The 22,283-nt window shown below is 63.4% G+C and carries 18 protein-coding genes; 9 read left to right on the top strand and 9 right to left on the bottom strand.

Annotated features, from left to right (window positions below; all coding sequences use genetic code 11):
• Positions 1–140 precede the first annotated feature (140 nt).
• Together AC1MEM_RS02820 and AC1MEM_RS02815 are read right to left on the bottom strand one after the other, a co-directional pair.
• The gene (locus AC1MEM_RS02820; RefSeq protein ID WP_499475176.1) at positions 141–1,742 is read right to left on the bottom strand and encodes a catalase; all 1,602 of its coding nucleotides are present in this window, start codon (positions 1,740–1,742) and stop codon (positions 141–143) included.
• An 89-nt stretch (positions 1,743–1,831) separates the two neighbouring features.
• Positions 1,832–2,317 (bottom strand): asparaginase domain-containing protein, encoded by a 486-nt coding sequence (locus AC1MEM_RS02815; protein ID WP_499475175.1) that lies wholly within the window; start codon positions 2,315–2,317, stop codon positions 1,832–1,834.
• Between the two features lie 137 nt (positions 2,318–2,454).
• Between AC1MEM_RS02815 and AC1MEM_RS02810 the strand changes: the two genes are divergently transcribed.
• Positions 2,455–3,210, top strand: a complete 756-nt coding sequence (locus tag AC1MEM_RS02810) for an L-asparaginase (protein WP_499475174.1) — start codon at positions 2,455–2,457, stop codon at positions 3,208–3,210.
• A gap of 211 nt (positions 3,211–3,421) precedes the next feature.
• On the opposite strand, the gene AC1MEM_RS02805 is transcribed toward AC1MEM_RS02810, so the two are convergent.
• Positions 3,422–4,414, bottom strand: a complete 993-nt coding sequence (locus AC1MEM_RS02805; protein WP_499475173.1) for a D-2-hydroxyacid dehydrogenase family protein — start codon at positions 4,412–4,414, stop codon at positions 3,422–3,424.
• Positions 4,415–4,761: 347 nt separating this feature from the next.
• Between AC1MEM_RS02805 and AC1MEM_RS02800 the strand changes: the two genes are divergently transcribed.
• The gene (locus AC1MEM_RS02800; RefSeq protein ID WP_499475172.1) at positions 4,762–6,639 is read left to right on the top strand and encodes a phosphoenolpyruvate carboxykinase (GTP); all 1,878 of its coding nucleotides are present in this window, start codon (positions 4,762–4,764) and stop codon (positions 6,637–6,639) included.
• A gap of 283 nt (positions 6,640–6,922) precedes the next feature.
• Here AC1MEM_RS02800 and AC1MEM_RS02795 read toward each other — a convergent pair whose 3' ends face one another.
• On the bottom strand, positions 6,923–7,411 hold the full coding sequence (locus AC1MEM_RS02795) for a P-loop NTPase family protein (protein ID WP_499475171.1): 489 nt from the start codon (positions 7,409–7,411) through the stop codon (positions 6,923–6,925).
• Between the two features lie 118 nt (positions 7,412–7,529).
• Between AC1MEM_RS02795 and AC1MEM_RS02790 the strand changes: the two genes are divergently transcribed.
• Entirely contained in the window at positions 7,530–8,555 is a 1,026-nt protein-coding gene (locus AC1MEM_RS02790; protein ID WP_499475170.1) for a MerR family transcriptional regulator, read from the top strand.
• Between the two features lie 89 nt (positions 8,556–8,644).
• Here the strand turns inward: AC1MEM_RS02790 and uvrA are convergent, their stop codons facing one another.
• Entirely contained in the window at positions 8,645–11,494 is a 2,850-nt protein-coding gene (gene uvrA, locus AC1MEM_RS02785; protein WP_499475169.1) for an excinuclease ABC subunit UvrA, read from the bottom strand.
• 451 nt (positions 11,495–11,945) lie between these two features.
• Here uvrA and ssb point away from each other — a divergent pair, with 451 nt between their 5' ends.
• From ssb to AC1MEM_RS02770, 3 genes are all read left to right on the top strand, one after another.
• Complete coding sequence (ssb, locus tag AC1MEM_RS02780) at positions 11,946–12,452, top strand: single-stranded DNA-binding protein (protein ID WP_499475168.1); 507 nt, start codon at positions 11,946–11,948, stop codon at positions 12,450–12,452.
• A gap of 188 nt (positions 12,453–12,640) precedes the next feature.
• Positions 12,641–13,651, top strand: coding sequence for a hypothetical protein (locus AC1MEM_RS02775; RefSeq protein ID WP_499475167.1), 1,011 nt, complete (start codon positions 12,641–12,643; stop codon positions 13,649–13,651).
• A 58-nt stretch (positions 13,652–13,709) separates the two neighbouring features.
• On the top strand, positions 13,710–14,345 hold the full coding sequence (locus AC1MEM_RS02770) for a hypothetical protein (RefSeq protein ID WP_499475165.1): 636 nt from the start codon (positions 13,710–13,712) through the stop codon (positions 14,343–14,345).
• A gap of 51 nt (positions 14,346–14,396) precedes the next feature.
• Here the strand turns inward: AC1MEM_RS02770 and AC1MEM_RS02765 are convergent, their stop codons facing one another.
• The 3 genes from AC1MEM_RS02765 to AC1MEM_RS02755 all read right to left on the bottom strand — a co-directional run bounded on the left by AC1MEM_RS02765 (position 14,397) and on the right by AC1MEM_RS02755 (position 15,687).
• Positions 14,397–14,756: a DUF1428 domain-containing protein gene (locus AC1MEM_RS02765; protein ID WP_499475164.1), complete on the bottom strand. Its 360-nt coding sequence runs from the start codon at positions 14,754–14,756 to the stop codon at positions 14,397–14,399.
• A gap of 81 nt (positions 14,757–14,837) precedes the next feature.
• Positions 14,838–15,023, bottom strand: a complete 186-nt coding sequence (locus tag AC1MEM_RS02760) for a hypothetical protein (RefSeq protein WP_499475163.1) — start codon at positions 15,021–15,023, stop codon at positions 14,838–14,840.
• 118 nt (positions 15,024–15,141) lie between these two features.
• Positions 15,142–15,687 (bottom strand): glutathione peroxidase, encoded by a 546-nt coding sequence (locus AC1MEM_RS02755; RefSeq protein WP_499475162.1) that lies wholly within the window; start codon positions 15,685–15,687, stop codon positions 15,142–15,144.
• A gap of 152 nt (positions 15,688–15,839) precedes the next feature.
• Between AC1MEM_RS02755 and AC1MEM_RS02750 the strand changes: the two genes are divergently transcribed.
• Entirely contained in the window at positions 15,840–17,630 is a 1,791-nt protein-coding gene (locus AC1MEM_RS02750) for a DEAD/DEAH box helicase (protein WP_499475161.1), read from the top strand.
• A gap of 2 nt (positions 17,631–17,632) precedes the next feature.
• On the top strand, positions 17,633–19,585 hold the full coding sequence (locus AC1MEM_RS02745) for a DEAD/DEAH box helicase (RefSeq protein WP_499475160.1): 1,953 nt from the start codon (positions 17,633–17,635) through the stop codon (positions 19,583–19,585).
• On the opposite strand, the gene AC1MEM_RS02740 is transcribed toward AC1MEM_RS02745, so the two are convergent.
• On the bottom strand, positions 19,586–20,617 hold the full coding sequence (locus tag AC1MEM_RS02740; protein ID WP_499475159.1) for a lysozyme inhibitor LprI family protein: 1,032 nt from the start codon (positions 20,615–20,617) through the stop codon (positions 19,586–19,588). It abuts the gene before it with no gap.
• Positions 20,618–21,089: 472 nt separating this feature from the next.
• On the opposite strand from AC1MEM_RS02740, the gene AC1MEM_RS02735 reads away from it, so the two are divergent.
• Positions 21,090–22,265: an MFS transporter gene (locus AC1MEM_RS02735; protein ID WP_499475158.1), complete on the top strand. Its 1,176-nt coding sequence runs from the start codon at positions 21,090–21,092 to the stop codon at positions 22,263–22,265.
• Positions 22,266–22,283 lie beyond the last annotated feature (18 nt).

Below are 22,283 nucleotides of genomic sequence, written 5' to 3'. Positions count from 1 at the left end.
TGCCCACGCGGAATGATGAGCATTGTTGGCGGTGATCGCTGCTAACGCTGCGCACGCTTCGCAGTGGGCACGGGGCGCCCACCCTACGTACAAACGGACCCGCACGGGTCCGTTTTGCTTTGATACGGCGCACTCAAAGATCACTTCGCGCTCGCCACCTCGTCGCTGGTCGCCGGCTCCTCACTCCTCCCGTCGGTATAGGTCGCACCCTGGCGGTTGTCGTGCGGCGCCGGCTTGCCCGGCAGCGGCGGCAATGCCTTCGCTTTCTCGAGATCGATGCCGGCAATCTGCGCCACGCGGCGCCCGTAATCCTCGTCGCAATGCCACAGGTGCCACACCATGCGCAGCTGCACCGGCTCCGGACAGGCTTTCAAATCGCCGCCGACATTGTTCACCAGTTCGTCGCGCTCCCAATCGGCGAAGCTACGGTAGCGATCGCCCGCCTGCTTGTAGTCGCTGCGCGTATTCGTCGTCTGGTAGCGGCCGAGGTGGCCTTCGACAAACTGGTGATAATCGCGCTGCGGCTTCGGTGCTTCCTGCGTGCCGCCCAGCAGGCTCGGCTCGTAATTGATGTGTTTATTTTCGCCGCTGTCGTCGACGACATACGCCATCTGGCCGTCGCGCTGGTTGGTGCGGACGCGTGCTTTTTCCTGGGGCGCATTGATCGGCAGCTGCAGGTAATTCGGACCGACGCGGTAGCGCTGGGTGTCGGAGTAGGACAGGGTGCGGCCCTGCAGCATTTTATCGTCCGAAAAATCGATGCCGTCGACCAGCACGCCGGTGCCGAAGGCCGATTGCTCGGTTTCCGCAAAGACGTTGTCCGGGTTCTTGTCGAGCACCATGCGGCCCACGGGCAGCAGCGGGAACCGGTCTTCCGGCCAGCGCTTGGTGTCGTCCAGCGGATCGAAGTCGAGGTCGGAATGCTCGCCGTCGGCCATGATCTGCACGCAGAATTCCCACTCCGGATAATCGCCGCGCTCGATGGCTGCGTACAGGTCGCGCGTGGCGTGGCTGGTGTCGTGCGCCTGGATCTCGGCCGCCTGCGCCGCGGTGAGATTGCGCACGCCTTGCCGCGGCTGCCAGTGGAATTTCACGAGGTGGGCCACGCCCTGGTCGTTGACCAGCTTATAGGTGTTGACGCCCGAACCTTCCATCTCGCGGTAATTCGCCGGGATGCCCCATGGGCTTTTGACCCAAGTCACCATGTGCAGCGCTTCGGGCGAATTGGCGACGAAATCATAAAAGCGCCACGGCTCTTGCTGGTTGGTGACCGGATCCGGTTTGAAGGCGTGGATCATGTCCGGGAATTTAATCGCGTCGCGAATGAAGAACACTTTCAGGTTGTTGCCGACCAGGTCCCAGTTGCCCTCGACCGTTTTCAGCTTGACGGCAAAGCCGCGCGGGTCGCGTGCTGTTTCGGGTGAGTCCTTGCCACCGATAACGGTCGAGAAACGCACGAACACCGGCGTCTGGACGCCGGTTTCGTTCAGCACGCGGGCGCGTGTGTACTTGCTGGCCGGCTCGCCCCCGATGGTGCCGTAGGCTTCGAAAAAGCCGTGGGCGCCGGTGCCGCGCGCGTGGACGACGCGCTCGGGAATGCGCTCGCGGTCGAAATGGGTGATCTTCTCGATGAACTGGTAATTCTCGAGCGTGGCCGGACCGCGCTCGCCGACGGAGCGCAGCGACTGGTTGTCGCGCACGGGGTGGCCCTGGCGCGTGGTCAGGATGGGACGGTCAGACATGGGACACTCTCCTCTCGTTCATTGAGAGAAAAGTATAGGAAGTTCCGGCAGAGGGCAGCGCGCGCGTGCCCTCTGGAATGTTCGTGCGCTTACAGGGGCTGGAACACGCCGGCGGCGCGATTCTTCGTCACATTATCCCAGGCGAACACTTGTCCGTTCATGCCCACGTAGACGCCGGCGGGCAGCGTTTGCGCAACGCCGCAGGCGAAGCCGAGGTTGAATAATGCGTCCGAATTGGCGATCTCGTAGGGAATCATGGCGCCGGTGAGTACGATGGTCTTGCCGAGGTTTGCAGCGCCGAGCACGGCGGCCGTTTGCGGCATGGTATCGGTGCCGTGGACGATGACGATTGCTTTCTCGCTAGCTGCCTGGCAAGCGTCGAGTACACGCTGGCGGTCAAGGTCCTGCATGTCGAGCGAATCGAGCAGGGGCAGTACTTGCAGCTCGACGGGAATCGTCAGGCGCGCACGGCTAATTACCGCCGGCAAGTGGCTTTCGGAAAAGCCGAGCACACCGTTCAGCTCATTGTAATGTTTGTCGAAGGTGCCGCCGGTGGCGATGAGTCGCAAAGTCATATCGGTTTATAAACGCAGTAAAAAAAGGTGGGTCATCATAGCGCCAAAATGGTGTGTATCCAGATGTGACTGCGCTAGAATCGACCGGATCGGATGAGTAGACTGATCTTTTTTTCGGGCAAGCCCAACAGAATTTTATGAAAGCCGTTGCTCCAGGAACCGTTATTTTCCACCGTCATCGCGGGTATGGCGTGATCACCCACGTCAACCTGTTGACCGGCTGGATTTCCGCGCGCTTCGGCAACGAAGCACGCACGCTCGACCTGAACCTGTCGAGCGATGAAGTCCAGCACGCCGATGGCGAGCCCATCCTTTTCAGGCGCGCCCCGCCCGACCGCATGCCGCATGCGCGCCTGATGGCGGCCGTGCGCGCGCTGCACCAGGCCGGCTACCAGAAGCTGTATTTGTACTCGTGGCCGAAACCGTCCGGCCTGCACTGGCGCTGGCATTTGTTTACCGGCCAGCGCAACTGGATGCAGCGCTCCTGGCGCGAAGGCTGGTATGGGTCGGGCGCCGAGTACAACAACAATCCGGTGATGGGATGGGGAGATATCCCCGGCGCCACCACCGAGGAATTGATCCACGCGCTGGCGAAATTCGACCCGCAGGGCCTGGCCCAGGCCCTGGGGCGCGACGAGGACCACACGGCCTGGTTTGCCGAGACCTGCGAGGCGCTGCTGCCGGGCTACATGTACAGCCTGAACGTCGAGCGGCCGCCGGGCGGCGGATTCATTGAGGCGCCGCCGGTGCCGGTGGTCGCGGTGCGGGGCGGCTTGCCGGCCTATGCCGGGCCGGAGATCGGCTGGCCGCCGGGCTGGGCGGGAATGTGGACGCGCTCGCACGTGATGCCGACGAAGAGCCCCAATTTTACTGGCGAGCCGGAACTGCGCTAACGATACGACTGCCGATATCGTCCCCAAATCGTAGGGTGGGCACCCTGTGCCCACGCGGAACGATGAATATTGTTGGCTCCGCCACTTGTCGATCATGTCGAACCAACGCGGCGCTTCGAATGATCATTTGGAAGCGCTAACCCCGGGCCTTTTCCAGGGTTCTCGCGCCGCTAACACCGAGCATGATTCCGCGTGGGCACGGGTGCCCACCCTACGCCTGATTCAACGCCTCGGGATTAAGAATGTTGCTCGGCTTGCCAGCCGCGAAATTCGCGATGTTCTCGAACGCCGCCCTGAAATACAGCTCGTAACTATCCTGCTCGACATACCCCAGGTGCGGCGTCGCCAGCACCGTCGGAATGCGCAGCAGCGGAGAATCCGGCGCCAACGGTTCCTCGGTGAACACGTCCAGCGCCGCCATCCCCGGCCGGCCCGCGTGCAAGGCCGCCTCCAGCGCGCCGGCTTCAACCAGTTCCGCCCGGCTCGTGTTCACCAATAAGGCATCCGGTTTCATGCGCGCCAGGTCGGCAGCCTTGACGATGCCGCGGGTCGCATCCGCCAGGCGCAGGTGCAGGCTCAACACGTCGGCCTGTTCGAAAAACGCTGCGCGCGAGCCGGCCGCCTCAAACCCATCGGCCACCGCTGCCTGGCGCGAGACGTCACTGCCCCACACCAGAATCCGCATGCCAAACGCCTTGCCATAGCCCGCCACCAGCTTGCCGATCTTGCCGTAACTCCAGATCGCCAAGGTGCGCCCGCGCAGCACCCGTCCGAGCCCATTGAGCTGGGGATTCGCGGACGCCGTCTGCCACGCGCCTTCTTTCAGGTTGCTCGCATACGGAACGATCTTGCGGCTGGCGGCCATGATCAGCGCCCAGGTCAGCTCGGCCGGCGCAACCGGCGAACCCACACCCTCGGCGATCGCGATGCCGCGGGCGGTCGCCGCAGCCACGTCGACGTGGCCGGCCAGCTTGCCGGTCTGCGAGATGAGCTTCAGGTTCGGCAGCTTCTCCAGCAGGGCGGCGGACAGGCTGGTGCGCTCGCGGATCAGCACCAGCGCCTCGTACGGCGCCAGCCGGATCGCGAGCTGGCCGAGGCCGCGCGCAGAATTGTTGAACACTTTGACCTCGTGACCGTCCAATATTTTGTAACAGTCGAGACCGGGCACGGCGTTCTGGTAATCGTCGAGAATGGCAATTTTCATCGGAGTTGGGCGAAGTTGTTGATGAGCACGTAAAGGAATAACGCGTTCCCGGAGAATCGAAGTAGCCTACTATATTAGTCAACTATATTTCCTACATTTTTCGGTTCGAAGAGCTTGAATCGCTGTTTGAGGGGTGTACAATCGGCCGAATATTAAGCGTTTGACAGCACCAAAGTGTATATCAGACCAGCGTCACCTGTTCCATTCGCCTCGCCAGAAGAGGCCGCCGCCACGACCGCCGTACCGCCGCTCCACAACGAGCCAGGGATTCCATCGCGTTCTCCCGTGCACCTACGACGATCCTGCCGTGTCGGGACCACACAGAATTCTTAATTGTTGGAGGTAACATGAACCAGCCCGTGATGAGCGGCGTCGCCGCCCTGAACGTTCCAGCCCACATCAAACACCAAAAGCTCATCAATTGGGTAGCGGACATCGCCGCCCTGACGAAGCCCGACGCCATCTACTGGTGCGACGGCTCGGAAGAAGAGTACGACCGCCTGTGCGCACTGATGGTCGAAGCCGGTACGATGAAGCGCCTGAATCCGGAACTGCGCCCGAATTCCTACCTGGCACAATCCGACCCGTCGGACGTGGCGCGCGTCGAGGACCGCACTTTCATTTGCTCGGCAACGAAAGAGCAGGCCGGTCCGACCAATAACTGGACCGACCCGGCCGAGATGCGCACGACCCTGCACGGCCTGTTTGACGGCTGCATGGCCGGCCGCACGATGTATGTCGTGCCGTTCTCGATGGGCCCGCTGGGCTCGCCGATCGCCCACATCGGCGTCGAGCTGTCCGATTCGCCTTATGTTGCCGTCAACATGCGCATCATGACGCGCATGGGCAAGGCCGTGTACGACGTGCTGGGCGCGGACGGCGAATTCGTCCCATGCGTGCACAGCGTCGGCATGCCGCTGCAGCCGGGCCAGCAAGACGTGCGCTGGCCTTGCAACAAGACCAAATACATCGTCCATTATCCGGACACCCGCGAAATCTGGTCCTTCGGTTCGGGCTACGGCGGCAACGCGCTGCTCGGCAAGAAATGCTTCGCGCTGCGTATCGCCTCGAACATGGGCTACCAGGAAGCCCAGCAGGGCGGCACCGGCTGGCTGGCCGAACACATGCTGATCCTGGGCGTCGAGTCGCCGCAGGGCGACAAGAAATACGTCGCTGCCGCTTTCCCTTCGGCCTGCGGCAAGACCAACTTCGCGATGCTGATCCCGCCGAATTCGTTCAACGGCTGGAAAGTCACGACCATCGGCGACGACATCGCCTGGATCAAGCCGGGCGCCGACGGCCAGCTGTACGCGATCAATCCGGAAGCGGGTTATTTCGGCGTCGCCCCCGGCACCAACGACAAGACCAACTCGAACTGCATGTCGTCGCTGCGCGAAAACGTCATCTTCACCAACGTCGCGCTGACCGACGACGGCGACGTCTGGTGGGAAGGCATGACGAAAGAAGCGCCGGCGCACCTGATCGACTGGCAAGGTAAAGACTGGACCCCGGCCTCGGGCACCAAGGCCGCCCACCCGAACGCGCGCTTCACCGTCGCCGCGACCCAGAACCCGGTGATCGATGCCGCCTGGGACGATCCGGCCGGCGTGCCGATCTCGGCCTTCATCTTCGGCGGCCGCCGCTCGACCACCGTGCCACTCGTCACCGAAGCGAATAACTGGGTCGAAGGCGTCTACATGGCCGCGACCATGGGTTCGGAAACGACCGCTGCCGCCGCCGGCCAGATGGGCGTCGTGCGCCGCGATCCGTTCGCGATGCTGCCTTTCATCGGCTACAACATGAGCGACTACTTCCAGCACTGGCTCGACCTCGGTAAAAAAGTCGAAGCCAAGGGTGGCGCCGCGCTGCCGAAGATCTTCTGCGTCAACTGGTTCCGTACCGACGAGTCGGGCAATTTCGTGTGGCCGGGCTACGGCGACAATATGCGCGTCCTGAAGTGGATCCTCGACCGTAGCAACAGCGCCAGCGAAGGCCAGGCCGGCGGCACCGCCCACCTGTTCGGCACCTCGCCAGAGTACGGCGACCTGAACTGGGACGGCGTCGAGCTGACCCAGGAACAGTTCACGCAGATCACTTCGATCGACAAGGACGCCTGGCACGAAGAGCTGAAATTGCACACCGAGCTGTTCGAGAAGCTGTCCTACCACCTGCCGCAAGAGCTGGTGGCGACCAAGCAGAAGCTGGAACAGCAGCTGGGCCAGTAAACAATAAGTCGAGTTTCTGAGGAGGGCGGCCGCTCCATGCGGCCGTGCGTAAGAAAGGGCAGTGCCGTGTGGCGCTGCCCTTTTTTATGCGCAACCGTTTGCACGGCGCGATCTTCTGCCACAGCCTTGGAAGCTGCGTACCGTAGGGTGGACTCTGCCCACGCGGTAGAACAGATGAGCAGCCGCACAGCCTCCGTAGCACAGCAGTATGGTGCGCGTGGCCGCTGATCTGGCGGGGACGCAGCCTTTGAACCACCGCCGTACCGCGTGGGCGGAGCCCACCCTACATTCTTTGCCAAGCCAGCACCGTGACTTCGGTTTTATTACCAGCGAAACCATCGAACACGCGCCGGTGGCAGGCATACGACATCGCATCATCGCGTTCGTAATACCCGCCGACCCATTCCAGCAAAAAGCCCAGCTTGCCCTGCTGCGCCTCCATCGATGCGTACTTGTGCGGCTCCCATGGCCGCCGACGATTATTCTCCAGGCACACGGCGCGTCCCGGATTCATGAACACCAGTTCCGAGCAATACGGCAGGGCCATTTCCACCAAATCGCCGTAGCAGCCTTCCGCCACCCAGGCCTCGTGCCTGGCAATAAATGCCAGCAGCTCGGCGCGTACCGCTTCCGGCGCGCGCGGCACGGCAATCAGGCCCGGCTCCCACACGATGGTGTCCAGGTCCAGATGCGCCAGCCCATGCTGCGCGGCCAGCGCACGTGCGCGATACGACTTGCCGGAACCCGAGTTCCCCATGATGAGTAATCGCATCGATCCATTCGCCTCTCGATTGCCGTGAAGTATTAATATTAAGGCTTTAACGTAGTGCTTGACCCTCACGCAGCGTCAGGCCCCAGGCTGGGTGCACGCATGAAGAAGAGAGGACACGATGCTGTTGAAAATCGGAGAACTGGCAAAGCGCACCGGCCTGACCGTGCGCACGCTGCACCATTACGACGCCATCGCGCTCCTGTCTCCCTCGGCGCGTTCCGATGCCGGTTACCGGCTCTATAACGACGCTGACATCGCCCGGCTGCACCGCATCCTGGCGCTGCGCAGGTTCGGCATGGCGCTGGCCGAGATCGGGACCACTCTCACCGGACCGGACCTGGCGCTCGACCACCTCGTCGAGCGCCAGATCGCCATGCTGACCCAGCAGATCGAGCAGGCCAGCGTCCTGCGCAGCCGCCTCGTGCGCCTGCGTGGGCAGCTGGGCGATGGGCGGCAACCGGACCCGGCCGACTGGCTGACTACTTTGGAGCAAATGACCATGTACGACAAATACTTTACCCAGCAAGAACTCGAACAACTGCCGCTGGTCACGAACGCGGAGAAGGTCGAAGGCGAGTGGCAGGCGCTGGTGGCGCGCGTGCGCCAGCTGATCGACGCCGGGACCAGCCCGGCCGACGCCGAATCCCGGGCGCTGGCGAAGCGCTGGATGGCGATGCTGGCGCGCGATACCGGCTCCAATCCGATCCTGTTCGCAAAACTGAACACGATGCACGAACAGGAACCGTCGGTGCAGGAGCATACCGGCATCACGCCGGCGGTGATGGCCTTTGTGCTGGAGGCCTCGAAAGAGACGCAGCTGGCGGTCTACGGGCGCTACCTCGATGCCGACGAACTCGCCTTTGTGCGCGCCAATCTCGGCAAGCGCAACGCCGAGTGGCCGCCGCTGATCGCGCGCGTACGCAGCGCCATGGACGAGGGACGCGCACCGGATTCTCCGGAGGCGCAGGCGCTCGCGCGCGACTGGTTCGATCTGTTCCGCTCGTTTGCCGGGGACAATCCCGCAACCCAGCAAAAGATCCGCCAGGCACTCGAGAACGAGCCGGAACTGAAACAGCCGGGCATGGTGGACGAACGCATGCTTGCGTTCGTGCGGGCGGCGATGCAGTCCTTGCGGCACGCCTGATGTGTAGGGTGGGCTCAAGAGCCCACCCTACACATGCAAAAAAGGCAGGGCCGCGGCCCTGCCTTTTTTTCTGAACCAAGCGCGGACGCTTACTGTTTCAGCAGCGGTCCCAGGTACTTGCCCGTCACACTGTCTGGATTCTCGGCCACTTCTTCCGGGGAGCCCGTCGCCACGATCTTGCCGCCGCCGGCGCCGCCTTCCGGTCCCAGGTCGACGATCCAGTCCGCCGTCTTGATGACATCGAGGTTGTGCTCGATGATGGCGAGGGTATTGCCCTGGTCGCGCAGGCGGTGGATCACCTTCAGCAGCAGGTCGATGTCGGCAAAGTGCAAACCGGTCGTCGGCTCGTCCAGGATGTACAGCGTCCGTCCGGTATCGCGCTTCGACAGTTCCAGCGACAATTTCACGCGCTGCGCCTCGCCGCCGGACAAGGTCGTCGCGCTCTGGCCCAGCTTGATGTAGCCGAGGCCGACGTCGAGCAGGGTCTGCAGCTTGCGGGCGATGACTGGCACTGGTTTGAAGAACTCGTGCGCGTCTTCGACCGTCATCTCCAGCACTTCGGTGATGTTTTTACCTTTGTAATGCACTTCGAGCGTCTCGCGGTTGTAGCGCTTGCCGTGGCAGACGTCGCAGGGCACGTACACGTCCGGCAGGAAGTGCATCTCGACCTTGATCACGCCATCGCCCTGGCAGGCTTCGCAGCGGCCGCCCTTGACGTTGAACGAGAAGCGTCCGGCCGAGTAGCCACGTTCCTTGGCCGTCGGCACGGTCGAGAACAGGTCGCGGATCGGCGTGAACAGGCCGGTATACGTCGCCGGGTTCGAACGCGGGGTGCGCCCGATCGGCGCCTGGTCGACCGAAATGACTTTATCAAAATGCTCGAGGCCAAAGATCGCATCGTGCGGCGCCGGTTCCGTCTGCGAACCGTACAGGTGGCGCGACAGGGCCGGATACAGGGTGTCGTTGATCAGCGTCGATTTACCCGAACCCGACACGCCCGTAATACACGTCATGAGGCCAACCGGGAGCGTCAGCGTCTCGCCTTTCAAATTGTTGCCAGTCGCATTCGTGATCACCAGCTGGCGCTCGGGATTGGCCTGGGTTCGCTTCTTCGGCACCACGATCTTGCGGCGGCCGTCGAGGTACTGGGCGGTCACCGAGTGCTCGTTCGCCATGATCTGTTCGAGCGTACCTTCCGCGATGATCTGGCCGCCGTGCACGCCCGCGCCCGGACCCATGTCGACGATGTAGTCGGCGGTGCGGATCGCGTCCTCGTCGTGCTCGACCACCAATACACTGTTGCCGATGTCGCGCAGGTGTTTCAGGGTGCCGATCAGGCGGTCGTTGTCGCGCTGGTGCAGGCCGATCGACGGCTCATCGAGCACGTACATCACGCCCGTCAGGCCGGAACCGATCTGCGAAGCGAGACGGATCCGCTGCGCTTCGCCGCCCGACAGGGTATCGGCGCTGCGGTCGAGCGACAGGTAATCGAGGCCGACGTTGTTCAGGAATTTCAGGCGCGCGATGATTTCCTTGATGACGCGCTCGGCGATGTCCTTCTTGGCGCCGGTCAGTTCCAGCGTTTCGAAGAATTCCAGCGTATCGCGCAAGGGCTTGTCCGACACTTCATAAATGGCGCGCTGCTGGGCGCCCTGGCCGATTTTCACGAAGCGCGCTTCGGTACGCAGGCGCGCGCCGTCGCAGGACGGACATTTTTTCTCGTTGATGAATTTCGAGAGTTCTTCCTTGACCGCCATCGAATCCGACTCGCGGTAGCGGCGCTGCAGGTTGTTCACCACGCCTTCGAAGGTGTGCTCGCGGATCACGGTGCGGCCGCGCTCGTTCACATAGGTAAACGGAATCGCGGTCTTGCCGGAACCGAACAGGACCGCGTCCTGCGCCGGCTTGGGCAACTGCTCGAAGGGTTTATCGAGGTCGAACTCGTAATGTGCCGCCAGGTTCGACAGCATCTGGAAATAAAACTGGTTGCGGCGATCCCAGCCTTTGACGGCGCCGGAAGCGAGCGACAAATTCGGGAAGGCGACGATGCGCTTCGGATCGAAGAACTCGATGTGGCCGAGGCCGTCGCACTGCGAGCAGGCGCCCATCGGGTTGTTGAACGAGAACAGGCGCGGCTCGAGTTCCTGCAGCGAATAGCCGCAGACGTTACAGGCGAACTTGTTCGAGAACACGGTCGATTGCTCGGTGTCCATCTCGAAAGCCACGGCGCGGCCATCGGCCAGGCGCAGCGCGGTTTCAAAACTCTCGGCTACGCGCTGTTTGATGTCCGGGTTGACCTTGATACGGTCGATCACGACGTCGATCGAGTGTTTTTCGGTTTTCTTCAGTTTCGGCAGCTCGTCGATCTCGTAGATCTTGGCCGGATTCACGCCGCTCTGGATGCGGAAGCGGACGAAACCCTGGGCCTGCATGCCTGCGAACAAATCGCCATGTTCTCCCTTGCGGCCGGCCACGACCGGCGCCAGGATCATCAACTTCGTGCCTTCCGGCATGGCCAGCACGGTATCCACCATCTGCGAGACGGTTTGCGCCGCCAGCGGCTCGTGCGGGTGGTCCGGGCAATAGGGCGTGCCGACGCGCGCGTACAGCAGGCGCAGGTAGTCATGGATTTCGGTGACGGTGCCGACGGTCGAGCGCGGGTTGTGCGAGGTCGCTTTCTGCTCGATGGAAATGGCCGGCGACAAGCCTTCGATCAGGTCGACGTCCGGTTTTTCCATCAACTGCAGGAACTGGCGCGCATAGGCAGACAGCGACTCGACGTAGCGGCGCTGGCCCTCTGCATACAGGGTGTCGAAAGCAAGCGACGACTTGCCGGATCCGGACAGGCCGGTAATGACGATCAGCTTGTTGCGCGGCAGGTCGAGATTGATGTTTTTGAGGTTGTGCGTACGGGCACCACGAATACGAATTTCTTCCATTGAGGTTGGCAGGCTTTCAATAAGTTTTGCGGGGCCGCGCACGATACTGTCGCGAAAGGCGGGCCAATCGAGGGGAATCTACTAGTTTAACGCGTTTTTGTTGCGGCTGTACATTCATCCAGTACTCTGGTGTACCAGTGATGGCAGCTTGATATGCCGTTCCGAGAAGCGGGACTGAAATCGACAATACCAGTCGCCCGTATGTGAGCCGTTTGCGCGAGGCTTCAATGGCAAACAGTTCAGAATCCGAAAATAAATTTGACGACCGCGCCGGACGGTCCGCGGACACCGATTCGCTCTCTTTGCGCCCCTGGAAAGGCTGAGTCAAGCCAACAAAATCTTCTTTTAACGGCGGCGGTTCGGCCCCATAATATCGCGTTGAAGTACACAGTTCCCTGGCGCTTAGGACGAGTGCAGAGCCAGGGCTCACAACATCCTGAAGGAGTAACACATGGCATCAGTTAACAAGGTCATCATCGTCGGCAACCTCGGCCGCGATCCGGAAATCCGCTACATGCCGAGCGGCGACGCCATCGCGAACATCGCGGTCGCGACCTCGTTCAAGTCGAAGGACAAGAACACCGGCGAGCAGAAAGAGCTGACCGAATGGCACCGCATTTCCTTCTTCGGCCGCCTGGCCGAGATCGTCGGCCAGTACCTGAAAAAAGGTTCGTCGGTCTACGTCGAAGGTCGCCTGCAGACCCGCAAGTACACCGATAAAGACGGCATCGAGCGCTACGCAACCGACATCGTCGCCGAGAACATGCAGATGCTGGGCGGCCGCGCAGGCATGGGCGGCGGCAACGACATGGGCATGGACGACGGCGGCGGCTACGAGCCACAACAACAACAGCAGCGTCCGGCGCCACGCCAGGCGCCAGCGGCACCGGCGGCCCGTCCGCAGCCGCAGCGTCCGGCACCGAACTTCTCGGATATGGATGACGACATCCCGTTCTAAATTCGTCGGCGAGCTAATAGCCGATACACTGGAAAAATCCCCATCAATCCGTGATTGATGGGGATTTTTTTTGCCGGTAGTTGTACCCGTGGAGTCCTGTTCAATGTCAAACGGCGCGCTCGGGGCGCGGCCGTATCATCGTCCATTCTGATCGCGCACTATCCGTGGTGGGTCAACAGGGGAATGCGATGGCCGACAAGTTTTCCGAGCCGCCCTCGTCCGTGCCCGGTGAAGGGGAGGTGAGCCTGCTGGTCGGGATCAAGGGATTTCTCGTCTGGCTGGGCGGCTCGCTGGCCAGCATCACGGCCATTTTCTACGCGACCGGCTACCTGATCACGCGTGCGCACTTGAGCATGCTCGGCCTGCACGGCGTGCTCGATTTCGATAATCACGCCATTGTCCAGGAAGGCGGGAAATTTTTTCTCGTCCTGGCCTATTCAACGATGAGCAATTCGGCACTGCCGCTGCTTGCCGTGCTCGGATGGGCCGTGATTGGGGGGATCGTGTTGCGGCGGCTGCTCGGCAACCATGCCCAGCGCTGGCGCGAACGCTTGCGCAGCCGGCTTCCCGATGTCGGCAGCCAGGGATGGGGGCGCCTGCTTGTCTTCGTCTCCCTGTTAGCCGCATTTCTCTGGCGTGCCGAGACCTTCCTCCTGAAGTTTCAACGCCCGCTCTGCATCGGGAACCTGCTGTACGCGCAGTCCGGCAGCACGCCGTGTCCTGCCGCGATGATGGGGCAGGGCGCCGATGTGCTGAGAGAGGCCCTGCTGGGCCGTAATGACCGCTTGCTGAACAATGCATTCGAGGAGCTGGTCTTTGGATTCGTGCTCGCTGTCCTGCTCGCTTACCTCACCTGGCGCACCGCGCTGCCCTGGCGCTGGCGCGGCTGGTACGCCGCTCCCTCGCTCGTTGCGGCAGCCCTCTACCTGATCTTGCTGCCGATGGATTACGGGGTCCTGCAAAGGCCGGTCACCTACCCCCGCATCACGCTGACGCCGAACGAGAACCTCACGTTTCCCATGCGGGGACCCTTGTTCTTGTTGAACCAGACGACGCAGGAATTTGTCGTATGGGATGCATCGATCCGCAAACTGTTCTGGATTCCCGCCGCCACCGTCAGGCGGGCGGAACTCGATGGCAGCTACGACTTGTTTGCTTCCGCACGCGATCCGGCTGTCATGCAGGGAGAGAAAAAATGAAATGGCGTCATTCGCTACTTTCCTGGCTTGGCTTGTGCACGCTCGCCCTTGCGACACCGTGTCCACCGGACCTGGCACCAGCGCGAAACTGATATTGAATAAGGGCGGAGAAATCCAGCTCGACGAAAACACCGATCCGCTGTTCAGGCAAGGGGCCTGCCTCCTGCTAAAGGTCTTTTACGGCAAGGTGGCGTTCCAGAACCTGAAGTGCCAGCAGTTCGAGGACGGATTGAACATGGCGGGGGTGGCCCGGAGTTTCGTCCAGATCGAGAGCCTGGAAAACGAATCGCGCGTCACCGTCATCGAAGGAGAGGTCGAGATGCGCAGTCCCAGCCCGGCTATCCTCGGGAGAAATACGGAGTATGTGGCCACGCGCGACGGCGCCGTGCAAGTGCAGCAACTGACGCCGGAAGAGGCCAATGCCAGGCTGGCGTGGACCCGGAAGTACTTCGGTCCAAAGGCTGCACGGCAATCGGACGGGCTGTCACCGACGGGGGCGGCCGCCGTCGGCGCCGGCATCGGCGTGTTCCTGGATATTTTTGGCAGGGGCAAGCATACCCCGCCTCCGCGGGACTCACCGCAGAGGCCGCAGACGCAACCTGAAGTACAGCGGCAACCGCAACCGCAGCCGCAGCCAGAACCGCCACCGCCGCCAAAGCCTGCAACTGCCACCGGAAGCACGCATCCCGCGTGACAGCCGGACTGTCGCCGGACAAACCGCCAGGCCTGGGCCCAGGAGACAGGATTATTCGTCCACCACCATCTCGAACCCGCCAAAAATCATGCGCTTGCCATCAAACGGCATGTTCTCCGGCTTCATGAACTCGGCCATGCGCGGATCTTTCATCACTTTGTCGTTGACCTCGTCGCGCTTGGCACGCGAGGGGTAGACGATCCAGGAAAAGATGACGAGTTCGCCTTCTTTCAGGTTCACACTCTGCGGGAAGGACGTGACTTTGCCCGGCTTGACGTCGTCGGCGACGCATTCGCGGAACTCGGTCGCCCCGAGTTCGCGCCATATGGCGGCGCATTGCCTGGACATGTCCAGGTAAGCCTCGAGTTTATCTTTCGGAACGGGAATGACGAAACCATCGACATAGGCCATGATCGCTCTCCTGTAAGTAGGGCTGGTGAGACCTCGGCAGCGAGCGGGAAATCCCGGCACGGCGCGCTGCCGTGCGCCTGCTCAATGCAGGCGCGGGCCGCCGGCCGAACCGATCAGCGTATCGCGCCGGAGGCGCAGCGGCGTATGCGGCGTGCGGATGCCCGACGCCATGCCCCAGGCCGCGGCCCAGCGCAGCGCCTGGTCCGTTGCCGGTCCAAACGGCCGTGCAACCGCTGCGCGCGCCAGCGCCACCGACATTCGTTTCATCGCGTACAGCTTGCGAGGTGACACATGCTTTCCCATGACTGCAGGGTAGTGCGCTTGCGCGCCATCCACCGTGCCCTAACTAACCCATACCTCACATCGCCGGCGCGCACTGCCGGTATCAGCCCAGCGCGGCCTCGATCGCCGCCACCAGCGCCGGATCGTCCGGCTTCACGTCCGGCGCAAAGCGGGCAAGCACCGCACCGTCGCGCCCGACGAGGAATTTCTCGAAATTCCAGAGCACGTCGGATGGATTCTTCGGGCTCAGCCCATGCTGGGCCAGCTTGGCGCCAAAGGTGCTGCCCTCGGCCTGGCGTGCCTGCGGCTGCGCCTGGATGAGTTCGCGGTACAGCGGATGGCGCGCCTCGCGGTTGACTTCCACCTTTTCGAACATCGGGAAACGCACGCCGTAGTTGCGCTGGCAAAAATCGGCGATCTCCGCCTCGTCGCCCGGCTCCTGGGCGCCGAAATCGTTGCAGGGAAAACCCAGCACCACGAGGCCGCGCTCTTCGTATTGCTCGAACAGTTTTTCGAGGCCGGCATACTGCGGCGTGAGGCCGCATTGCGAGGCGACGTTGACGATCAACATGACTTTATTGCGGTAGTCGGCAAGCGTGGCGTCCTGGCCTTCGAGGCGGTGCAGCGGGATATCGAACAGCGTGCTCATGTGGTCGTTCCTTCAAGGTTGCGGAATCCTTATCCTACTCCGCACCGCGCAGGCGTGCTGGCGGGCCCCAAAACAACGGCCGTGCTTGACGGCGCCGCGCGCGGCACTTATAAGCCATCTGTGAAACAACGCGCCGCCCCCGCCCTTACCCAATGACGCAGGAAAACAATAAAGCCATCGCCGGCGCCGAGCGCGCGCGGCGCCATGCGCGCCTGCTCGACGGCTTGCGCAGCTTCGTCGCGCGCGAACGCGAGGCGGCGCAGCAGAAGCTGCTCGACGTCTGGCGCCAGCCCTTGCCGGACCGCTTGGCCAAGGGCCTGAGCCAGCGCTTCCTGCGGATCGAAGCGGGGCCGGAGAAGGGCACGGCCTGGGCGTATCCGGACGGCGGCGAATCGCGCTTTCGCGAGGGAGATTTGGTCTGCCTGCATGGTGGCTCTCCCTTGCAGTCGATGTTGTCGCGCGAAGCGGCTTTTGAACTCGAGGAAGAAGGGCGCTGGCTGCTGCGCCTGAAACACGCGGCAGCCGTGATCAAGGCCGCCGACGGCGAACCCTGCTATGCCGATCCGGACGACTTCGACCTCACCAAATATTACGACGCCGTGCTCGACGACATCGGCGAAACCATCCCGCCTTCGCGCGCCAACCGCTGCCTGATGCCGCTGCTGGACGGGCGCATCAGCAATGAATTCGACCCACGCGACTTCGAGGAAGCGGAAGGCATCGCCCTCAGGGAGGGCCTGAATGCGGCGCAGGCCGAGGCGGTCGGCAAGATCTTCGCGGCCGACCAGGTAGCCTGCATCCAGGGTCCGCCGGGGACGGGCAAGACGCGGGTGCTGGCGCTGGCTGTGCGCCTGCTGGCCGAGCGCGGCGAGCGGGTGCTGGTGACCTCGCACACGCACATGGCGATCAACAATGCGCTCAACAAGATCGCGGGCCAGGGCGTGCGCGTCGCGAAAATCGGCCGCCTGACGCAATCGAGCGGCCTGGGGCCGGGCGTGCTGCTTGCCGACAGCTTCGCCGAATGGCATGGGCGTCCGCAGGATGGCGGGTATGCGGTCGGCGCCACGCCGTTTGCCACCTGCACTTATCGGCTGGAAAACTGCGAATTCGATACCGTCGTGTTCGACGAAGCGAGCCAGGTGACGCTGCCGCTGGCCCTGATGGCGATGCGGCGCGGAACGCGCTTCGTCTTCATCGGCGACCAGAAGCAGTTGCCGCCGGTGCTGCTGGCGCGCTCGATCCTGGAGGACGTTCCCGGTTCGATCTTCGCCAAGCTGACCTTGCATAACGTCGACAGCGTGATGCTGACCGATACCTACCGCCTGAACCGGGAACTGGCCGCCTGGCCCAGCAAATCGTTTTATGACAGCCGCCTGCGTCCAGCCGGACCAAACCGCGAGCGCAAGCTGGTATTGCGTGCGCGCGAGGATGGCGACCCGTTCGATGCCGTGCTGCGCGATTGCGCGAGCCTGGTGTTCATCCCGACGCTCGACGAGCGCGCGCGCAGCCGCAATCCGGACGATGCGCAACTGGTGGCCGACCTGTGCGCGGCGGCCCTGGACGGCGGCTTGAAACCGGAGGAGATCGGCATCGTCACGCCGTTTCGCGCGCACGGGCGGGCGGTGCGCAATGCCCTGGTCGAGCAATTCGGCTGGCACACGGCGCGCGCCATCGTGGCCGACACGGTCGAACGCATGCAGGGCCAGGAGCGCGAATTGATCATCCTGACGCTGGCCGCGGGAGACTTGCGCTTCCTGGCGGCGGTCGCCGAATTCTTCTTCCAGCCCGAGCGCCTGAACGTGTCGGTGACGCGGGCGATGACCAAACTCGTGATCATCGGCCCCGAGCTGCCGCCCGAATTCAATTCGAACGACGAACGCATGGCGCGCAACTTGTCCCTGTACCGCAGCCTGCTGGCCACGGCGCGGCGCATCGAATTCTGATCATGGCGCTGTTTATCCCCGAATGGACGCGCGCCAGCGGCCGCCAGCTGCAACTCAAGCGCGTGCTCAATGCGTTGGACGAGGCGACCATCGTGCGCAAACCCTTGCGCGAGGAGGAGGAGGCGCCCGAACTGTTCATCGAACATGCCGAGCGCGGCTGGCTGGCGCTGGCCGTCGTCGACACGCCTTTCGATGGCCTCGACGCGCGCCAGCTGTTCGCCAGCGAAGCGCGCGCCGCCTTCGATGCCCGCTTGCAGGCCTGGCGCGCGGCCTTGCCCGAAGCGCTGCCGCTGCTGCTGGTGCTGTGGGCCTGCAGCGAGGACGAAGTGGCCGAGCTGGCCGGACAGGTCGACGCAAACAGCGTGCGCCTGCTGTCGCGCGAACGCTACCTGGAACGCGGCGCGGACGGGCTGGCGGCCTTGCAGCGATCCCTTGCGCCAGAGGATGAAGACGCACTGCGCAGGCGCTTCTTTCCCGAGTCGGGCGTCCCGCTGCCCTCGGTGGCACGTCGTCGCTTCCAGCGCAACAATGGCGCTAATTTGGGCGGATTGTTCCTCGATCCGCAACAAGAGTGGGCGAGCAAGCTGGACCTGGACTTGCCGGACGAACAGAGCCACGCTGCGGCCGACCTCTCCGTGCGCCTGGTGAACGGCGTCGCCGGCAGCGGCAAGACCCTGATCGCCCTCAGCCGCGCCCTGCTGCTGGCCGAGATGCATCCGCGCGAACGGGTACTGATCCTGATCCACAACACGCCGATCGTGGCGGATATTCGCGAACGCCTGCACCGCGCCCACGGCCGCCTGCCCGCCAATCTCGAGATCACGACTTATTCCGCCTGGGTCCACCGCCAGTGGCGCCGGGTGTATGGAACGCCGCTGGCGATGCCGGGTGACCCCATGCACTTGCCGCAGCTGGTGCGCAGCCTGCGCCTGCGCTGGCCCGACCTGAAACTGACGGACGCCCAGCTGGTCGAGGAATGCGACTTCCTCAACGAGATGCTGGTGACAAGTGAAGCCGAATACATGGACGCCAGCCGCGCCGGCCGCGGCTTTTCGCTGCGCGCGAAAGAGCGGCGCGAGGTGTGGGCGCTGTTCGAAGCGGTGACCGCAGCCTTGCGCACGGAGGGCCTGCGCATGTGGAGCGCGGTCGCCTCCGACGTCTGCCGCGCCCCAAGCCACGCCGCGCTCGAGCGTTACGAACACATCCTGGTCGACGAGGCGCAGTTCTTTGCGCCGTCCTGGTTCCATACCGTCAAACTGGCATTAAAACCGCAGGGGCGGCTGTTCCTGTGCGCCGATCCGAACCAGGGTTTCATGAAGAGCCGCCTCAGCTGGCGCAACGCCGGGCTCGATGTCGCCGGGCGCACCAAGAAGCTGCTGCGTTCCTACCGCACCACGCAGGCGATCCTGCGCACGGCCGGCACCCTATTGGCGCGCGCGGTGCAGGCCGATCCCGAGGATTACCTGGAGCCCGATTTCACCGGCATGGAAGAGGGCGCCGCGCCGATCCTGCTGCGCCTCGACACGCCGCAGGATGCGGTCGACCGCGCCGTCAACGAAATCGTCGCGCTGGTCGACACGCATGGCCTGCCCTTGTCCGCCTTCCTCGTGATCTATGGCCCGGACACGCCCAAGCAGCTGCTGTACCGTCGCCTGTGCGCGGTGCTGGGTATCAAACGTGTCTGGTGGCTGAACAAGGATAAAAAGCAGCCGCCCGACGGTTACGGTCCCGACTACCTGCGCCTGGCGAACCTGGAAACGGCGACCGGCCTGGAAGGCGGCGCCGTGTTCCTGCTGGGGATGGAGAGCCTGCTGGCGGTGGAAGAAGGCAGCGCTGCGCGCGAAGCCGATGCGCGCAAGCTGTATATGGCGATGACGCGTGCCAGTCACCGCCTGGTGATGCTCAGCACCGAAGAGGTGCCGGCCGACGCGCTGCCCCTGTTCAGGGCAGGCTGATCAGCGCCCGGCCGCAGCGTTGTCGAGCTCGGTCAACTGTTTTAAACGCCGCGCGGTCAGCTGGGCGCGCCAGCCGGAACCGGGCACCTGCGGATGGCGGATCGAACCAAACAGTTCCATGGCATCGCGGTAAGCGAGCCAGGCGCGCTGGGTCTTCTCGACGCCGGTCTTGCGGATCGTGCCCAGGTACGAGGTGCTGGCCGGGCGGTTCAGCATGAACTGGCGGTAGACCGCGTTCATTTTCTCTTCGAGGCTGGCAAATTCGCCTTCCGAAAACTGCGGCACCTTGCCGCCTTCGGCGTCGAGGATGTCGGCCGCGAACTGGTCGAGTTCGGCCGCCTGGACATCGAGCTGCAGCGAGCGGGTGGCGTTGCCGCCGGCATCGGTCTCGTAGTCGACCCGGTGCTGCGCAAAATAGTGAACCGCCTTGCTCGCCAACTCCAGGCCGAGCTGCTCCTTCCCATTCCAGCCGCGGGTCAGCGCCGCCAGCTGGCTGCTGCGCGACTTGTCGCGCTGGCGCTCGCGCATCGCCGCGCACTGGCCGCGCATGTCGGTGCTGGCGTCGTCGCAGACGTCGATCGCTTCCCGGTCCTCGCCGCTGGCGCGCCGGCGCAGGTGCCGGACCCGGCTCTTCATCTCGTCCACCGGGCTCTGGATGCTGCAGGCGTGCATCAAGGCCAGGTCGAACTGCGGCGTCATCCCGGCGCCATTCGCATACAGCATCATCAACACGCCATGCGACTGCGTGCGCGCCGCGCAGGCGTGCACGCGCTGCCAGTCGGCCTTGCCGGCGTCGGGCTGGTGCAGGGTGTCGTAGTAGAGCGCGGCGGGGTCGCAACGCCCTTTGTCGCGGGACGTGTTGTCCAGCACCTGGCGCGCCGGTTTTTCGTTCCTGACGCGCAGGCATTGGCGGTACCAGTCGGTGCCGCGCAGGACTTCGGGCGGCGCGCCATACACATTCGGGTAGGGGGCCGCCTGGACAGTGCTGCCGAGCAGGCCTGCCAGCAGGAAGGGCCAATACGCACGGGACATCGCGATCTCCTCAAAAAGTTTCCTATCGGAAGCTTTAACGCTACCCCGAGCGGGCAGGAGGAGTGGTGAGATCGCGCAATTTTCCCTGTTCGACAAGGGGGTGGATTGCTTGTTCCGGCAGGCTTTCAACAAGGGCTTTTACATTCCGTAACGCGTTTATTTGACAGGCGGTAAACAGCTCGTGTAGCCCTGCCAACCAACTACGTAGTTCTACTGTGAACACCACGCAACGCGCATAAATTTTTTCCGCGTGGAAAAGAAAAACGCGTTTCGTTTGCGTAGAATTGCCTCCCATCACTTCTTGACGCCAGCCAATAAACGGTTGGCGTTTGTTTTTTATACCCCTGTTAGCAGTCAGTTACGAACGGCAGAGCAGTCAACAAGACGCCACCGATCCCAGGCTGATCCGAAGAGTGGAGCCCTCCCGGACAGCAACTGAAGCGCAGGTTTATTCAAATTTGATTCGGAAATAATGCACACCACCGCTTCCGCTGTTCCCGCCCCGGTCTCTTCGTCGCGCAGCTCGGTCCTCGTCCAGGCGCAACAATATGCCCTGCCGATCATGTTCGCCCTGTTCGGCGTGATCATGGGTTCGTGGGCCGGCCGTATCCCGGCCCTGGCCGAACGCGTGCACGTGTCGCACTCGGCCCTGTCGATGGTGCTGCTGTGCGGCGGCGTCGGCGCCCTGATGTCCTTCCCGGTCTCGGCCTTCCTGATGGGCCGTTTCGGCGCCCGCAAGTCGTTGCTGGTCGCCGGCTTCGCCCTGCTGGCCGTGCTGGTGTCGATCGGCATGGCGCCGACCGTGCCGCGCCTGATGATGGCCGTGCTGATGCTCGGCATCACCGCCTCGACCTATGACGTGGCCATGAATGCCGCTGCCGCCAAGCGCGAAAAGCAGACCGGCACATCGCAGATGTCCATGCTGCACGGCCTGGCCTGCGGCGGCGGCCTGGTCGGCGCCACCCTCGGCAGCCTGATGGCCGGCCTGCACATTGCCCCGGCTACCCACTTCATCATGGTCGCCATCCCGCTGGCCGCAGCCCTGTACTTCGCGTACCAGGCGCTGGACATCGAAGACACGGCCGAGCAGGTCGAAAAGAAGAAGTTCGCCCTGCCGCGTGGCCCGATGGTTTTGCTGGGCCTGCTGGGCTTCCTCGGCTCGATGTCGGAAGGCAGCATCGCCGACTGGAGCGGCGTGTTCCTCAAGGAGCATTTCAACGTCGGCGACGGCATGGCGCCCCTGGCCCTGACCTGCTTCTCGGCGATGATGCTGATCTCGCGCCTCGTCGGCGACAAGATGAAGGCACGCTACGGCGCCCAGCGCCTGATCACCAGCGGCGCGATGCTGGCCGCCGCCGGCCTGTTCTTCGCCGTGCTGTCGCCGAACGCCTACCTGGCACTCGGTGGTTTCGCGGTCGCCGGCCTCGGCCTGTCGCTGCTGTTCCCGTTCGTGTTCAGCGCCGCCGGCGCCCAGGGTCCTGTGGCCCTGGCCGGTGTCGCCAGCATGGCCTACAGCGGCACCCTGATGGGCCCGCCGGTCATCGGCGCCATTGCCCACCACGTCGGCATGCAAATGGCGATCGGTTATGTCGGCGGCCTGTCGCTGGTGATTGCTTTCGTTGCCAGCCGTACGCGTTTGCTGAAGTAAGTTTTTCGGGGGACGTGG

This window comes from Telluria sp. AIW5 (genome assembly GCF_056680575.1).
Note: the sequence above shows the minus strand (reverse complement) of the source record. Positions and strands in the feature narration are given on the sequence as shown.

Excerpts from the sequence above, each read along its gene's own strand:
- AC1MEM_RS02745 (WP_499475160.1), top strand. The coding sequence starts at position 17,633 with ATGGCGCTGTTTATCCCCGAATGGACGCGCGCCAGCGGCCGCCAGCTG.
- AC1MEM_RS02750 (WP_499475161.1), top strand. The coding sequence starts at position 15,840 with ATGACGCAGGAAAACAATAAAGCCATCGCCGGCGCCGAGCGCGCGCGG.
- AC1MEM_RS02800 (WP_499475172.1), top strand. The coding sequence starts at position 4,762 with ATGAACCAGCCCGTGATGAGCGGCGTCGCCGCCCTGAACGTTCCAGCC.
- AC1MEM_RS02740 (WP_499475159.1), bottom strand. The coding sequence starts at position 20,617 with ATGTCCCGTGCGTATTGGCCCTTCCTGCTGGCAGGCCTGCTCGGCAGC.
- AC1MEM_RS02790 (WP_499475170.1), top strand. The coding sequence starts at position 7,530 with ATGCTGTTGAAAATCGGAGAACTGGCAAAGCGCACCGGCCTGACCGTG.
- AC1MEM_RS02810 (WP_499475174.1), top strand. The coding sequence starts at position 2,455 with ATGAAAGCCGTTGCTCCAGGAACCGTTATTTTCCACCGTCATCGCGGG.
- AC1MEM_RS02820 (WP_499475176.1), bottom strand. The coding sequence starts at position 1,742 with ATGTCTGACCGTCCCATCCTGACCACGCGCCAGGGCCACCCCGTGCGC.
- AC1MEM_RS02735 (WP_499475158.1), top strand. The coding sequence starts at position 21,090 with ATGCACACCACCGCTTCCGCTGTTCCCGCCCCGGTCTCTTCGTCGCGC.
- AC1MEM_RS02775 (WP_499475167.1), top strand. The coding sequence starts at position 12,641 with ATGGCCGACAAGTTTTCCGAGCCGCCCTCGTCCGTGCCCGGTGAAGGG.
- uvrA (WP_499475169.1), bottom strand. The coding sequence starts at position 11,494 with ATGGAAGAAATTCGTATTCGTGGTGCCCGTACGCACAACCTCAAAAAC.
- AC1MEM_RS02765 (WP_499475164.1), bottom strand. The coding sequence starts at position 14,756 with ATGGCCTATGTCGATGGTTTCGTCATTCCCGTTCCGAAAGATAAACTC.
- AC1MEM_RS02755 (WP_499475162.1), bottom strand. The coding sequence starts at position 15,687 with ATGAGCACGCTGTTCGATATCCCGCTGCACCGCCTCGAAGGCCAGGAC.
- ssb (WP_499475168.1), top strand. The coding sequence starts at position 11,946 with ATGGCATCAGTTAACAAGGTCATCATCGTCGGCAACCTCGGCCGCGAT.
- AC1MEM_RS02795 (WP_499475171.1), bottom strand. The coding sequence starts at position 7,411 with ATGCGATTACTCATCATGGGGAACTCGGGTTCCGGCAAGTCGTATCGC.
- AC1MEM_RS02815 (WP_499475175.1), bottom strand. The coding sequence starts at position 2,317 with ATGACTTTGCGACTCATCGCCACCGGCGGCACCTTCGACAAACATTAC.
- AC1MEM_RS02760 (WP_499475163.1), bottom strand. The coding sequence starts at position 15,023 with ATGAAACGAATGTCGGTGGCGCTGGCGCGCGCAGCGGTTGCACGGCCG.
- AC1MEM_RS02805 (WP_499475173.1), bottom strand. The coding sequence starts at position 4,414 with ATGAAAATTGCCATTCTCGACGATTACCAGAACGCCGTGCCCGGTCTC.